Here is a 14,646-nt window from a genome sequence, read left to right on the forward strand (position 1 = left end):
GTTTCTATGTACATAACCTGATGATTTTAATGTGAATCATACTAGATAGAAAGTTTCTATATTTGCTTGTTGAATTTCAATGCGCACATCATAAGTCACTGTTATAGATGAACCAAATTTAGTACAATTGATGGCATAAGAAACTAGATAGAAATATTCTATATTTAAATGCAGAATTTTCTATCTAATAGCTGTTATAACTTAGAGGGTTTAAAGTGTCAGTTTTACTTACAGTAGTTTCAGGTTTCTTAGTTTTTGTTTTGGGACAGTTTGTTTTGAAATTAGTGCTAGAACCGATAGTTTCCTTTAAAGAGGCTCTTGGTTCACTGTCAGCATTTTGCCTAAGAAATCGTGCAAAAATTACTAATGCAAACGCTTCTCTAGATGATCAAAATGAGCTGCGCCAGATAATATCTACAATTTTATCAAAAAAAGAAGCAATCCCATTTTATTCAAAAGTGGCACGCTTGCTGAAGCTTCCTCGTGAAGTAGATTTACTTAATGCTTGCAAAAACCTAAATTTTGTCGCGTATGAGATGTGTAAAGATACAGCTACTCACAAAACAGGTACGGTAGGTTGCACACAAATTGTGTTTGAACTTCATGCAACAAGCGACTTATTAGATTTGCGCTTGGATTTTGAAACGTTATAACAAACAATTTAAGAGTGACTCCCCACGCTTGGCATTTTTGGTTTGGGTCAAGTTCAGTGATTACGGTGTCTAAGTCTAGTTTAGTGGTAGCGTGGCTCACACCTTAATTGGGCGTTATAAGTACGTTGAGTTCTCAGTATGAAATTAGATTTTAATCTTGCTACAAAAGTTGAACATGGGTACTTATTGACCCCTGAGCCAGCAAAAGGGTTGGTAGATTTTCCAGATGTCTATGATCGAGTTTGCAGTGTCATTTACCATTGTTCGATGGTATCTGGTGAGCCAGTAAAAAAGTGTATACCTTTGAGTGCAAAGGAAGCGACTCATATACGGTCAGCTTTATGTGAATTTGTTGGTCTTGAAGATTTATTGAAACAACTATATCCGACGTTGAGCAATGCGGAGTTTGCTATATATAAATCTAAGAACCCTATTCTTCACATGATAAAGTTGTTAAGAAACTATAATGTTCACATTTCGAACAGTGAACTAAGTCAGAAATCAATGAAAGTTAGGACACTCGTTGACAAGTATGGTGAATTTGATGTGACTGTTAAATTTATTTCGAACCTATCTCTTGAAAGCTTGAAGCTAATGTACAGCGCGAATCAATATAGCGACTCACAGTTAATTGGTATGATCGACATATTTGAGATTGAACAACATGAGTTTGGTGTAACAACTCTTATCTTGAAAGCTGTCATCGACTACTCTGAACACTTAGCTAAAGTGCTCAGTTCAAATCAAGTAACGTAGAAACTGTACTTATAACAAACGACTATGGCGCCAATAGCAATTTGGCGCTATCTACCCCTTACTTAACCATCACTTCTTAGATTCAAACCTAGTTACATTAGCTTCTACTGCCACAACGCCAGCAGAAACACAAATAACCCAATCCCAAGCGTGACTTTTAGAAGCAGGCCAAGAGGGGCTCCACCTTTTGGCGCTTTGTTACAACATCCCATAATCATTTCCTAATTCAATGTTGGTTTAGATCAACCTTAAACCTTTCCCTTACGGTAAGGTCAATGCATTTGTTTACCGTGAATTTCGGAAAACAAAAAGGCGAACCGTTTGGTTCGCCTTTGTTATGTTTCGCTGCTTAGCGCCGCTACGAATTAGTCTTCGTAGTTATCGATGCTTGGGCAAGAACAGATTAGGTTACGGTCGCCGTATACGTTGTCTACACGGTTAACTGTTGGCCAGTACTTCGAGTTCTTAGTTGCTTTCGATGGGAAGCAAGCCAGTTCGCGAGAGTAAGGGCGATCCCATTCTGCGCCTGAAAGGTCAACTTGTGTGTGCGGTGCGTTCACTAGAGGGTTGTTGTCTAGTGGCCATTCACCCGCTTTCACAGCTGCCATTTCGTGACGGATTGCGATCATCGCTTCACAGAAACGGTCTAGCTCTTCTAAATCTTCTGATTCAGTTGGCTCTACCATTAGTGTGCCCGCTACTGGGAAAGACATCGTAGGAGCGTGGAAACCGAAGTCCATTAGACGCTTAGCAATATCTTCTTCGCTGATACCTGTGTCTTCTTTAAGCGGACGAATATCGATAATACATTCGTGTGCTACGCGGCCGTTAGTGCCACGGTAAAGAACAGGGTAGTGAGGACGTAGTTTTTCCATCACGTAGTTCGCGTTCAGGATCGCAACTTTAGTCGCGTCTGTTAGGCCAGGTTCGCCCATCATTGCGATGTAAGCCCAAGAGATAGGTAGGATTGAAGCACTACCTAAATCTGCTGCTGATACCGCGTAGTCAGAACCTTGTACACCGTTTTCGATATGACCTGGTAGGAAAGGTGCTAGGTGCGATTTAACGCCGATAGGACCCATACCCGGACCGCCACCACCGTGTGGGATACAGAATGTTTTGTGCAGGTTCAAGTGAGATACGTCTGAACCGATGAAGCCAGGTGAAGTTAAGCCTACTTGAGCGTTCATGTTCGCGCCGTCTAGGTAAACCTGACCGCCCGCTGCGTGTACTTGTTCACACACTTCTTTCACTTGCTCTTCGTATACGCCGTGCGTAGAAGGGTAAGTGATCATGATGCTTGATAGGTTTTCTTTGTGCTTCTCAATTTTCGCTGCTAGGTCTGTCATATCGATGTTGCCATCTTCATCACACTTAACAACCACTACCTTCATTGAAACCATTGATGCTGTTGCAGGGTTAGTACCGTGCGCAGAGCTTGGAATCAGACAAACGTTACGGTGAGCTTCACCGCGGCTTGCATGGTAACGTTGAATTGCGATTAGACCTGCGTATTCGCCAGATGCACCAGAGTTAGGCTGTAGTGAGAAATCGTCGTAACCAGTGATTTCACATAGCTTCTCTTTAAGATCTTTCGCTAGCGCTGTGTAACCAGCTGCTTGCTCTAGAGGTGCGAATGGGTGAATTGAACCAAACTCAGGCCATGTTACTGGAATCATCTCAGCAGCAGCGTTCAGCTTCATCGTACAGCTGCCCAGTGGGATCATGCCGTGCGTTAGTGAGAAGTCTTTGTTCTCAAGCTGTTTTAGGTAACGCATCATTTGCGTTTCGCTGTGGTGCGTATTGAATACTGGGTGAGTTAGGAACTCTGATTCACGACGGCAGTTTTCTGGAATTGCTGCAAACTCGTTTGATGCAATGTCAGAAGATAGTGCTTGAACGTCTTCTTTCACGTCGAAGATTGCAAACAGTGAGTTCACGTCGTCGATCGTTGTAGTTTCATCTAAGCTGATACCGATTTTACCCTTGAGAAGGCGAAGGTTGATGTCTGCTGCTTGTGCTTTCGCATACAGTGCATCTGTCTTCTCTTCAGAGTTGATCGTGATGGTATCGAAGAAGCTGTTGTTTGTTAGCTCGTAACCCGCTTTAGTCAGGCCAGCCGCTAGGATAGCTGTCATGTGGTGTGTACGACGAGCAATAGTGCGTAGGCCTTCTGCACCGTGGTAAACCGCGTAGAAAGACGCCATGTTTGCTAGAAGTGCTTGAGCTGTACAGATGTTCGATGTCGCTTTCTCGCGGCGGATGTGTTGCTCACGAGTTTGCATTGCCATACGTAGTGCTTGGTTACCGTGAGTATCGATAGATACACCGATTACACGACCTGGCATTGTACGCTTATGCTTTTCACGAGTACCCATGAATGCAGCGTGTGGACCGCCGTAACCCATAGGAACGCCGAAACGTTGCGCTGAACCGATGACTACGTCTGCGCCCATTTCGCCAGCTGGCTTGAGTAGAGCTGAAGCAAGTAGGTCAGTAGCAACTGTTACCAGTGTTTTGTTAGCTTGAGCTTTAGCAATGATGTCTGTTAAGTCGCGAACTTCACCCGTTGTACTCGGGTATTGAAGAAGCGCACCAAATACGTCTTGCTCAGGAAGTGTTTCAAGAGCGCCAACCATTACTTCAAAACCGATGTACTCAGCACGAGTTTTAACAACTTCTAGTGTTTGAGGGTGAACATCGTCAGCAACGAAGAATACTTTGCTCTTGCTTTTGCCAGCACGCTTACACAGTGTCATTGCTTCGCCAGCCGCTGTCGCTTCATCAAGAAGGGATGCGTTCGCGATTTCCATACCTGTTAGATCCATTACCATTTGTTGGTAATTTAGTAGAGCTTCAAGACGACCTTGAGAAATCTCTGGTTGGTATGGTGTGTAAGCTGTGTACCAGCCTGGGTTCTCTAAAACGTTACGCAGAATAACGTTTGGAGTGAATGTGTTGTAGTAGCCTTGGCCAATGAAAGTACGTTTTACTTGGTTTAGGTTCGCGATCTCCTTAAGAGAGGTCAGCATGTCCATTTCGCTCAGTGGCGCAGCAAGTGTCATTGGTTTTTCAAGACGGATTTGTGCAGGAACCGTTTCATCGATCAGTGCGTCTAAGCTAGTCGCGTTGATCGCTTCAAGCATTTTTTGCTGGTCTGCTTTATTAGGGCCGTTATGACGAGCAACAAACTCGTTTTGAGTACCCAGGTCTTTCAGTAATTGGCTTTGAAGTAATTCAGTCATGATATGTTCTACTTTCTCTCTGGAGCCGTGAGCTAGCCCCTAAAATTAAGCTGCTCACAAGAGCAGCTTTATCGTAATGAGGTTACCTATTAATCTTCTTCGATAGAGCTTAGGTATTCTTCCGCATCTTTAAGGTTGTTTAGTTCAGACGCATCAGACATCTTCACTTTAACAATCCAGCCACCTTCATAAGATTCTTCGTTAATTAACTCAGGGCTATCTTCTAATTCTTCGTTGATTTCTACGATTTCGCCAGAGATTGGTGCGTAGATATCAGAAGCTGCTTTCACTGATTCAACGAGAGAGAAGCTTTCACCAGCTTCTATTTCGTCTCCAGTGTCAGGCAGGTCAACAAACACAACGTCACCTAGCATTTCTTGAGCGTGCTCAGAAATACCGATAGTCACAGTACCGTCACCGTTGTCTTTTACCCACTCGTGGCTGTCTGCAAACTTTAGTGTATTGTCCATTGCTTATTCTCCAAAAATTTATGAGGTTTTAATTTAAATCTTAAAAACGGTTTAACGGTAAAGAGGGAAGCGCTTGCAAAGCTCTTTAACTTGTTTGCGAACACGTTGCTCAACTTCAGCGTTGCCTTCAGGGCTCTCAACTAAGCCATCAAGTACATCACCGATCCATTCACCGATAAGTTTGAATTCTTCAGTGCCAAAACCACGACTGGTTCCAGCTGGCGTACCTAAACGGATACCAGAAGTAATCATAGGCTTCTCTGTATCGAATGGTATGCCATTTTTGTTACATGTGATCCCTGCACGTTCTAATGCTTCTTCAGTTACGTTACCTTTCAAGCCCTTAGGGCGAAGGTCAACCAACATCAGGTGCGTGTCTGTACCGCCAGTCACAATGTCACAACCGCGAGTTTGCAACACTTCAGCGAGAACTTTTGCGTTGTCGATCACTGAATCAATATAAGTATTAAATTCTGGGCCAAGAGCTTCGCCAAACGCCACAGCTTTAGCCGCGATAACGTGCATTAGTGGGCCGCCTTGAAGGCCAGGGAACACTGCAGAGTTGATCTTTTTGTTGATGTCTTCGTGGTTAGTAAGAATCATACCGCCGCGTGGGCCACGAAGTGTTTTGTGAGTTGTTGTAGTAACAACGTGTGCGTGTGGTAGTGGGCTAGGGTGAGCACCTGTTGCGATGAGGCCCGCGATGTGTGCCATATCTACCATTAGGATTGCGCCAACTTCGTCAGCGATTTCACGGAACTTGGCAAAATCAATAACGCGTGGGATAGCACTACCACCAGCAATAATCATTTTAGGTTGGCTTTCGATAGCTAAAGCGCGTACCGCTTCATAATCGATTTCTAGAGTATCGCGGTCTACACCGTATTGTACTGCGTTGAACCACTTGCCCGACATTGCAGGACGTGCACCGTGTGTAAGGTGACCACCAGCGTCTAGAGACATACCTAGGATAGTGTCGCCAGGTTGAAGTAGCGCAAGTTTAACTGCTCCGTTTGCTTGAGCGCCAGAGTGAGGCTGCACGTTTACGTATTCACATTTGAACAGCTGTTTAGCGCGTTCAATCGCAATAGATTCAACGGTATCTACGTGCTCACAACCACCGTAGTAACGACGGCCTGGATAACCTTCCGCGTATTTATTGGTTAGGCAAGTGCCTTGAGCTTGCATTACTGCTTTAGAAACGATGTTCTCAGAAGCAATAAGTTCGATTTGTTCGTTTTGACGAGTGTTCTCTGCTTGGATTCCAGCAAATACAGCATCGTCAGTACCAGATAGGTTTGTAGAGAAAAAACTGTCTAAGCTATGGTTTTGGTAAGCGTTCATTGTCGAGACCTTTCATTAAGCTAATGGTGATTGTTTTTATAGTCCATTAGGTCTTACGTTGATTTCTGCATCGGTATCGTTTGCGCTATTATAGGTATAAATAAACGTGAATAGCGTTATAAATATACTCTTACAGCGTCTAAGCGATCGTTGTAGGGTCAATGCAGCACGAATTGTTTCCCAAAAAAGTTCGGGTAAAAACAGCTCTTACAAATGTTAAATTTATCATTTGCAGCAAGCTGAAGTAGCATCTCTTCATCTAACAAGTCGATAACATAGCTCCGTTAAATTCAATTTTCAACAAAAATTTCCAATAGGAAACAACTTTTCTGGTTTTGCTACGGGGAGCACGCTTTATTTCTGTGTGCGCTCTTTAATCAACAAAGCGCTTCATGCAACAATGAGTTTAATAGACAGGAAGTAAGAAATTAATGAGGGACCTATGTCAGAAGACATTTATGATGAGTACCCATCTTTAACGTTGGCGAAAGAAACGTTAGACCAGAATATTGAACCACTTAGGCTCGGTCAGCGTATTAAAGATATTCGCAGCAAGCTTGGGATTACGCTAGAAGAGGCGAGTCAGCGTACTGGCTTAGCTCGTTCTACGCTCAGTAAAATCGAGAACGAACAAATTTCGCCAACCTTTCAAGCTATGCAAAAATTAGCGATGGGTTTGCAAATAGATATGCCGCAACTATTTGAACCACCTAGAAAAAAAGTTGCAACAGGTCGGCGAGATTTAACTAAAGTCGGTCAGGGTAAACCTCATCCAACCCCAACATACGAGCATGAACTGCTTGCAACAGAGCTGTCTAATAAGAAGATGATGCCATTTAAGAGCCGCGTGAGAGCTCGTACTTTTGAAGAGTACAATGATTGGGTTCGTCACGACGGTGAAGAGTTCTTAATGATTATCTCCGGCGATGTGATGTTCTACTCAGAATTCTACGAACCGGTGCCTATGAGTGAAGGTGATAGCATGTATTACGATGCCAATATGGGTCACATGCTTATCTCGACTAGCGCAGAAGACGCGCTCATTTTGTGGGTGACAGCAAAATAAATTAACAAAGATCGAATTTCTTATAGTGGATGCAAACGTTTGCTTTTGTTTCTAACGTTTGCCAAATGACGCGATATTGATGTGAAAATCATCAATATCGCGTTTTTGTATGCATCGAATAATTGTTTTTAAATTGTTAAATGTCACATTTTGAGCTGTTTTAATCTTGTTAAGGGTGTAAAACTGACTCAGCCTTGTTTATTATAGTGAACACGGTTTACTCATGTTGATTGAAGTTTACTGAAGTGAATTCTTAGAAAGTGAGTTGTAGAGTTTTTGTACTGCTGTCTGTTTTTATAACGCTAGCTTTATAAACCTATATAAAAGACATCACTTTTTACTATCTACTGTTTCTAACGGTAATCACTATCGTTAGGGCGACTCTAAATAGAGATATAAGCGGCAGATTCGATTTAGGAAAGCCTGCAACGCTTCATGGAGAATAAAATGACTCAAGAACACGCAAATCAAGACCTACTAAAAACACCACTGCATGCACTTCACGTTGAAGAGGGCGCAAAAATGGTTCCTTTCGCTGGCTATGACATGCCAGTTCAGTATCCATTAGGTGTAAAGAAAGAGCACTTACACACTCGTGATGCTGCCGGTCTTTTTGATGTTTCTCACATGGGGCAACTTCGTCTTCATGGTGAAAACGCAGCTGCTGTCTTAGAATCTTTGGTTCCTGTAGATATTATTGACCTTCCTTCTGGTAAGCAGCGCTACGCGTTCTTTACTAACGAGCAGGGTGGCATTATGGATGACCTGATGGTGGCAAACCTAGGTGACCACCTGTTTGTTGTTGTTAACGCAGCATGCAAGACACAAGATATCGACCACCTAACGGCGCACCTTCCAGCTGACGTGGAAATTGAAGTTATTGATGATCGCGCTTTATTAGCACTTCAAGGCCCTAAAGCGTCTGAAGTTCTTGCTCGTTTCCAACCTAGTGTTGCAGATATGCTTTTTATGGACGTTCAAAAAGTCGATATCGATGGCGTTGAATGCATCGTGAGCCGTAGTGGTTACACGGGCGAAGATGGCTACGAGATCTCTGTACCGAACGATCACGCAGAAGCGTTAGCGCGTAAGCTGACTTCAGAAGCTGAAGTTGAGTGGATCGGCCTTGGTGCTCGTGATTCACTTCGTCTTGAGTGTGGTCTTTGCCTATATGGTCACGATCTAGATACAACGACAACACCAGTAGAAGCTAGCCTTCTATGGGGTATCCAAAAAGTGCGTCGTACTGACGGTGAACGTGCTGGCGGTTTCCCTGGCGCTGATATCATCCTTGAGCAAATCGCAACGAAAGACGTACAACGTAAGCGTGTTGGTCTTGTTGGTCAGACTAAAGCGCCAGTACGTGAAGGCGCTGAGTTGTTTGATGCTGAAGACAACAAGATTGGCGTAGTAACAAGTGGTACTGCGGGTCCTAACGCTGGTAAGCCAGTTTCTATGGCTTACGTTCGCACTGACCTAGCAGTTATCGGTACTGAAGTATTCGCTGAAGTTCGTGGTAAGAAGCTACCAATGACAGTAGAAAAAATGCCGTTTGTACCTCAGCGTTATTATCGTGGCTAATCTCTTCTGAGAGAATTATTCCACATTGACAAAAAGCCTATTGTGTTTTCTCTGGATGGAGAAATAAGACAATGGGCTTTTTTGTTATTTGGAGCGTATCTAATCCACTCAGCTTGGTTCGAAAATCAGCTTAAATAGTGAGATGTGTGACCATTTCGTTATAAATACTTACTATACTGATGGTTATGGCGTGTTATGGTGGCGACTCATCATTTTTGTGTATAAGTGGTAGGGGTTACAAGGAGTTAACTATGAATGTGAACCATACAATGAGCCCGGTTCGTAAGGCCGTTTTAGGACTTTTAGTACCATTGATTTACACATCCAGTGTAATGGCAACGGAAAGTGCGTTCGAAATTACTCCTGATGCAGGTGTAACACCTTATATTGTGAATGGCAGTAATGCATCAGTAACTGATTTCCCTTCGATGGCGAGCTTGTTCATTGATCGTATTGATTATGACGGTGTTTACTCTACAGGCCCATACTGTGGAGCAACAATTTTAGATCCAACGCATATTCTGACGGCAGCACACTGTATTTACGGCAATGAAGAAGGGCAGTTATTTACGGTTGTCGTTCCTCAAATTGAAGATACTTCTCAGTTTCCTAATGGGAATATTCAAAAAGCGCGAGTCTCAGAAGTTTACTATCGCAGTGATTATTCAAATGCGTTGAGTGATCTATTACGCAATGATGTTGCTATTCTTAAGTTAGAAAGCGCACTTAATATCGATTCAGTTAACGATGTGGTTAAGCGTCCTTCCGATGAGAGTTACCGTGTTGGTGTTAATGACTTTGTTGCTGTTGGGCATGGTGATACACGATCAGGCTTTGACGGGACAACTTTGTTGCAGAAGGCTGACTTGAATTACGTAGACAACGCTACTTGTGCTTTAGCCTTTACTGACGGTTCATCGTTAACTAATAATCAAATCTGTTTTGTTGGTGACAGGGCTACTTCTGGTTTGTACGGTGGTACGTGTCAAGGCGATTCAGGCGGCCCAGTGTATTGGAAAGATGGTGCTGATTATAGACAAGTTGGTATTACCAGCTTTGGACCAGATACTTGTGGTGGAAATTCAACCGTAACGTCTGTATTTACGGAAATCCAAGACTATGAAGCTTGGATTGACAGTGTTATTGCTGGTACTGAAACCGCTAAGTTCGTTTCTACTGATGCTAAGCGAACAGCTTATGTGAATGCACATACATCGACTGGCTCTGGTAGCAGTGGTGGTAGTGTTTCATTTGGATTGCTCGGGATGCTGATGTTGCTTGCAGGCTTGAGATCTACTCTATCACGCAGAACTTAATGTAATGTGTAAGTCGACATGATGTCTCTGGATATCGTCGACTTACCTGTTGTTCGCTTTTTCTGTCGACTATGCACCATCCCCAGATGGTAGCTCAAACCTTCTCTGTTAGTTCAATTCTAGGGTCGATTTCCTGCCGTATTTCTCAATGATCTCATCGATCTCTTTAACAGTATCGTTAATTGTCTTGATACCACTCTTTACTATCTGTTTCTCTGTTGAATTGAGTGCTTCAAAAGCTTGCTTCATTTCCTTGTCATCTAACATACTCTGGTGAAGTAATACTTCTTTATAAGTTAGAAGCCTATGTTGTATTGCTCTGATCTCACTTAGCGCATACTTTGATTTTAAAGCCTGTTTGATACAAGAAAAAGCCAATTCATATTGACTCGCAATTTCCCATTCGACATTTTTTTTATTCGCAATTTGCAATTTTAACTACTTCCCAATACTCGAATATTCAAGTTTTTAGACTGCTCGTTCATCACGGTTAATGTGTGAAGGTTTATGAAACATAACGCTTTTTATAGGGCGAATAATATGCCTTTGATAGCTTATGTAAACTGTTGTTCGTCAATATGGTCTGTTTCTTGCTGAAATTAGGTCATAACTGTCCATTTAGGAATAGATAATGTCTCAAGAACCTATCGTGATAGCGCTGATTGAACGTAGAAAACAAGCCAATTTATCGCAAGAAAAATTAGCTTTCAGTTCTGGAATGAGTTTAAAAACGTACCAACGTATCGAGCGCGGTGAAGCGGATATCAAAATGTCTCAATATCGTTCGATTATGAGAACCTTGAAAGTAACGGATTTGGATGTCGTTCTTGATGTTGTTGGGGCATCTCAACCGACAGAGGCAGACGTAGCCGCGGCGAGTCGCTTGTTAAGCAGTGAAGAAAGAATGTTGTTAATCAAACTGATTTTGTCTGTCAAAAAGCAGCAGTAGTGTCGGTTTAGTTATTCTTAAGGAACGTTGATTTACTATGTTTAGATATTCAATATTAGTGATTGTGTTGATGGTTCGATTTACTTGAATAAACAGAGCTGTGCTGCAGTAGAGTGGTGTTCTATAGACGGCTTAGAATCGCCTAACTTACTCTTCCACGGAGTTGTTTTGTTGTACTTCTTTGCTTCTTACTTTCCAAACGTCTCTTTTGAGATCCACGCGTCGGCTTAGTTGCTCTTCTGACTTTTTGCACTTTAGTCGCCTCCAAGATCAACTCCTTCAAACGCAATAGGGCATCATCTCGATTTTGTTCTTGAGTCCTATACTGTTGAGCTTTAATTATAATCACGCCATCTTTGGTGATGCGGTTATCTTTATGTGCTAACAGTTTTTCTTTATAGAAATCAGGTAGTGTTGAGTGGTTAATGTCAAAACGCAAGTGTATCGCGCTGGATACTTTATTGACGTTTTGACCGCCAGCTCCTTGTGCTCTGATCGCAGTTAACTGAATTTCCCAGTCTTGAATTGAAACAGAGTTTGAGATTTGTAACATAAACATCCATTTTGAACGGTAATATGGGGTCATGATACTGAATATTGGTTATGGTATCAGTAACTTTCTTAAAGAGTGGTAGTAGTGATGAAAATAGATTTGGCTGCATATGAAGGACTAATCTTTGATATGGACGGTACGCTGATCGATACGATGCCTGCCCATGTACAAGCATGGCAAAAAACGGCAGAGCAGTTCGGCTTTCATTTTGAGGCATCTTGGCTGCACAGTTTAGGCGGGATGCCTAGCTATAAAATAGCAGGTGAAGTGAACAGTAAATATGGCTTATCGCTTGACCCACAGGCTGTATCTACTTTTAAGATGGCTTCATTTGCGGCTATTGAAGACAAAGGCGATATTATTCCTTGTACGTATTCTTTGTTGTTAGAACACTTGGGTAGTAAGAAAATCGCTGTAGGGACGGGGAGCCAACGTAAAAGTGCCGAGCAATTGTTAGAGAAAACCGATATTCTAAACAAGCTTGATATTTTAGTGACCGCCACGGACGTTAAAAATCACAAGCCAAACCCAGATACATTCCTTGATGCTTGTTTTGGAATGGGTTTGAAGCCGGAACAGTGTGTTGTGTTTGAAGATACAAATCTTGGTAAGCAGGCAGCTCACGCGGCGAACATGGACTGTATTCTTGTGGTCGAAGGGAATAACTTAGAGTTTTATCCTGCGCCAAGTTGAATGAATTACTAATAGGTGGGCAAGCGCTTTGGTTAACAACCTAAAGGAACGGCCTTGATTTTCTGTTAGGCGATTTCACTCATCTCACTGTCTAGGAATAAACATACGTTGTTTCGACCCGCAGCTTTCGCTTCGTATAGGGCAAGATCAGCACACTTGTAATTGAGGGCAGGGTCGTTCGTTAGGTTGGTAATTCCACCACTAATGGTAACGACGTTGTCCAGTTCGATGCACACAGCGATTCTTAAACGGTTGAGTACGTATTCTGCTTCTTCGGTTGTGGTATGCGGCAGAATGATGCCAAATTCTTCACCGCCGATGCGCGCAACAACATCGGTTTCACGGCACTCACGTTGTAGTACCTGAGCGACTGTTTGAATGACGCGGTCACCGTAATCGTGCCCAAACCTGTCATTTATACGTTTGAAGTGATCAATATCTAAGATCGCCAAGCAAGATTGCTCTCGGGTTGGGTAACGGTTGACACGGGAACATTCATCGCGAAGTTCAAGATCGAATTTACGTCGATTCCAACACTCTGCTAGTGCATCTTTTTCACTCAGGTTTCGCAGCCTTTTCTCAAGTTCTTTGTGTTTACTGATATCAACAAAAGACGCGACATAAAATTGGATGACACCTTTAGAATCTTTAATGGTCTGAATTCGAAGTATTTCAGTAATTAAGGACCCGTCTTTGCGACGATTGACTACTTCACCTTCCCACATGCCTTTTTTCTGAATTACGCTCCACATTTTAATGTAAAACTCTTGATTATAGCGTCCAGAAGCAAACATTGATGGTTGGCGGCCTTTTACATCTTCCAGTTCGTAGCCACTGACACGAGTAAACTCTTGGTTCACCTTGATGATTCGGTTGTTTCTGTCGGTGATAACCAATGCAGACATACCGTTCATTGCTGCCTTGGCTAATTGGCTTTCAATACTATTTTTTTTATGGTTTATATTCCAAAGCACGAAACCGATTGAAATCATTGATATTAATACAACTAAAGTAATCGTCTGAACCAGGATTGAGTGTTGCTCTCGTTGGTATTGACTGTTTACTTGCTGATTTTTTATATGAAGAACCATATAAATAGGCCCTTCAAACTGTTTTATTTTTGGACTAATGTTTGAATGGAAATACCAGTTTTTGCCATCAAAATAGCTTGAAGAGCGATCATCTTGAATCGCTCGCCAAAGTTCTGGATAAAGCTTGGCGTAAGTTTTATCAGCACGAGATTCAATAAGGTGTCCAAATGATTCTTCAATATCGGGCCCCATGATGACATGCCCCGTTTGGTTGAGTATGACGGGAACAGCATACGATGTGCCGATTTGATACAGAAGGCGGTCGTATATTTCAAGCATGTTTAGGTTGGCAATAAAATATCCGAGAATACGGTTGCCTGAAGCAACTGGCGTCATTATTCGCAGTGCTGGGATCAGTGGGTGGACGATCTCACCATTTTCAATCTCCAGATCAATCCCATTAGAGCTAACTTCTCCAATTTTTAACTGCTGAAGTGTTTTAAAGTAACCACGAGCTGATTTGTCTTGTAACTTGTTATTTGGAACTATCTTTGCTTTTTTATTGTTGTAATTTATACGAAAAACTTCATTACCCTCTAGATCGAGATAGCGAAGTTGAGAGTAATATTGTTGGCCACGAGCCAGCATTACCCAAAGATCTTCTAATGTTTCTCTATTGATAGTTGAAGGCTCTTCAATTGCGCGTAGCAGTGTCCGTGAATCGGCAATGGCAGGAACAGAGTTTGAGATTTGATCGACAATAACAGCAAGCTCATTGAAGCTATATTCGATTTGATTTTGGCTAGACTGTTTAATATTTAACGCGTGCTGAGCCTCGACCCTATCAAGCTCGGAGTTAATATAGAGGGCAGGGACTAATCCTAGCGCAAATAAGGTGCACAGAAATTGACTGATTAGCTTTTTTATACTTGTATTCATCGCTGTCCTTAAAGAATCAGCGCAATACTATATATTTTATAGGGTTTTTA

General features: G+C 42.4%; 13 protein-coding genes. 7 read left to right on the forward strand and 6 right to left on the reverse strand.

Translation table 11 applies throughout. The features are described 5' to 3' along the window. Positions 1–215 precede the first annotated feature (215 nt). Positions 216–653 carry a hypothetical protein gene (locus tag ACFI6G_RS07305; RefSeq protein WP_016768841.1) on the forward strand — a complete coding sequence of 146 codons (438 nt, stop codon included), beginning with the start codon at positions 216–218 and terminating at the stop codon, positions 651–653. A 138-nt stretch (positions 654–791) separates the two neighbouring features. Beyond that, positions 792–1,409: a hypothetical protein gene (locus ACFI6G_RS07310; protein ID WP_010429442.1), complete on the forward strand. Its 618-nt coding sequence runs from the start codon at positions 792–794 to the stop codon at positions 1,407–1,409. Between the two features lie 365 nt (positions 1,410–1,774). Here ACFI6G_RS07310 and gcvP read toward each other — a convergent pair whose 3' ends face one another. From gcvP to ACFI6G_RS07325, 3 genes are all read right to left on the reverse strand, one after another. Then, positions 1,775–4,654: an aminomethyl-transferring glycine dehydrogenase gene (gene gcvP / locus ACFI6G_RS07315; RefSeq protein WP_016768711.1), complete on the reverse strand. Its 2,880-nt coding sequence runs from the start codon at positions 4,652–4,654 to the stop codon at positions 1,775–1,777. 89 nt (positions 4,655–4,743) lie between these two features. Further along, on the reverse strand, positions 4,744–5,124 hold the full coding sequence (gene gcvH / locus ACFI6G_RS07320) for a glycine cleavage system protein GcvH (protein ID WP_004730871.1): 381 nt from the start codon (positions 5,122–5,124) through the stop codon (positions 4,744–4,746). Between the two features lie 51 nt (positions 5,125–5,175). Next, positions 5,176–6,468 carry a serine hydroxymethyltransferase gene (locus tag ACFI6G_RS07325; RefSeq protein WP_010429450.1) on the reverse strand — a complete coding sequence of 431 codons (1,293 nt, stop codon included), beginning with the start codon at positions 6,466–6,468 and terminating at the stop codon, positions 5,176–5,178. A 442-nt stretch (positions 6,469–6,910) separates the two neighbouring features. On the opposite strand from ACFI6G_RS07325, the gene ACFI6G_RS07330 reads away from it, so the two are divergent. The 3 genes from ACFI6G_RS07330 to ACFI6G_RS07340 all read left to right on the forward strand — a co-directional run bounded on the left by ACFI6G_RS07330 (position 6,911) and on the right by ACFI6G_RS07340 (position 10,431). After that, entirely contained in the window at positions 6,911–7,534 is a 624-nt protein-coding gene (locus tag ACFI6G_RS07330) for a helix-turn-helix domain-containing protein (protein WP_010429452.1), read from the forward strand. 447 nt (positions 7,535–7,981) lie between these two features. Next, the gene (gene gcvT / locus ACFI6G_RS07335) at positions 7,982–9,115 is read left to right on the forward strand and encodes a glycine cleavage system aminomethyltransferase GcvT (protein WP_010429454.1); all 1,134 of its coding nucleotides are present in this window, start codon (positions 7,982–7,984) and stop codon (positions 9,113–9,115) included. A 251-nt stretch (positions 9,116–9,366) separates the two neighbouring features. Beyond that, positions 9,367–10,431 (forward strand): S1 family peptidase, encoded by a 1,065-nt coding sequence (locus ACFI6G_RS07340; RefSeq protein ID WP_016768714.1) that lies wholly within the window; start codon positions 9,367–9,369, stop codon positions 10,429–10,431. Between the two features lie 108 nt (positions 10,432–10,539). Here the strand turns inward: ACFI6G_RS07340 and ACFI6G_RS07345 are convergent, their stop codons facing one another. After that, a complete protein-coding gene (locus ACFI6G_RS07345; protein ID WP_016768715.1) occupies positions 10,540–10,863 on the reverse strand; it encodes a hypothetical protein in 324 nt (107 codons plus the stop codon). Between the two features lie 199 nt (positions 10,864–11,062). Here ACFI6G_RS07345 and ACFI6G_RS07350 point away from each other — a divergent pair, with 199 nt between their 5' ends. Further along, entirely contained in the window at positions 11,063–11,380 is a 318-nt protein-coding gene (locus tag ACFI6G_RS07350) for a helix-turn-helix transcriptional regulator (RefSeq protein WP_010429462.1), read from the forward strand. A 142-nt stretch (positions 11,381–11,522) separates the two neighbouring features. On the opposite strand, the gene arfB is transcribed toward ACFI6G_RS07350, so the two are convergent. Further along, a complete protein-coding gene (gene arfB, locus ACFI6G_RS07355; protein ID WP_016768716.1) occupies positions 11,523–11,933 on the reverse strand; it encodes an alternative ribosome rescue aminoacyl-tRNA hydrolase ArfB in 411 nt (136 codons plus the stop codon). Between the two features lie 87 nt (positions 11,934–12,020). Here arfB and ACFI6G_RS07360 point away from each other — a divergent pair, with 87 nt between their 5' ends. Next, entirely contained in the window at positions 12,021–12,626 is a 606-nt protein-coding gene (locus ACFI6G_RS07360) for a beta-phosphoglucomutase family hydrolase (RefSeq protein ID WP_016768717.1), read from the forward strand. Positions 12,627–12,691: 65 nt separating this feature from the next. Here ACFI6G_RS07360 and ACFI6G_RS07365 read toward each other — a convergent pair whose 3' ends face one another. Further along, positions 12,692–14,596 carry a sensor domain-containing diguanylate cyclase gene (locus ACFI6G_RS07365; protein WP_010429468.1) on the reverse strand — a complete coding sequence of 635 codons (1,905 nt, stop codon included), beginning with the start codon at positions 14,594–14,596 and terminating at the stop codon, positions 12,692–12,694. Positions 14,597–14,646: the final 50 nt, after the last annotated feature.

The organism is Vibrio sp. PSi01 (assembly GCF_054960695.1).

Coding starts and splice junctions, on each gene's coding strand:
- ACFI6G_RS07365 (WP_010429468.1), bottom strand. CDS start 14,596: ATGAATACAAGTATAAAAAAGCTAATCAGTCAATTTCTGTGCACCTTA.
- gcvT (WP_010429454.1), top strand. CDS start 7,982: ATGACTCAAGAACACGCAAATCAAGACCTACTAAAAACACCACTGCAT.
- ACFI6G_RS07330 (WP_010429452.1), top strand. CDS start 6,911: ATGTCAGAAGACATTTATGATGAGTACCCATCTTTAACGTTGGCGAAA.
- ACFI6G_RS07350 (WP_010429462.1), top strand. CDS start 11,063: ATGTCTCAAGAACCTATCGTGATAGCGCTGATTGAACGTAGAAAACAA.
- ACFI6G_RS07325 (WP_010429450.1), bottom strand. CDS start 6,468: ATGAACGCTTACCAAAACCATAGCTTAGACAGTTTTTTCTCTACAAAC.
- gcvP (WP_016768711.1), bottom strand. CDS start 4,654: ATGACTGAATTACTTCAAAGCCAATTACTGAAAGACCTGGGTACTCAA.
- arfB (WP_016768716.1), bottom strand. CDS start 11,933: ATGTTACAAATCTCAAACTCTGTTTCAATTCAAGACTGGGAAATTCAG.
- ACFI6G_RS07360 (WP_016768717.1), top strand. CDS start 12,021: ATGAAAATAGATTTGGCTGCATATGAAGGACTAATCTTTGATATGGAC.
- gcvH (WP_004730871.1), bottom strand. CDS start 5,124: ATGGACAATACACTAAAGTTTGCAGACAGCCACGAGTGGGTAAAAGAC.
- ACFI6G_RS07310 (WP_010429442.1), top strand. CDS start 792: ATGAAATTAGATTTTAATCTTGCTACAAAAGTTGAACATGGGTACTTA.
- ACFI6G_RS07340 (WP_016768714.1), top strand. CDS start 9,367: ATGAATGTGAACCATACAATGAGCCCGGTTCGTAAGGCCGTTTTAGGA.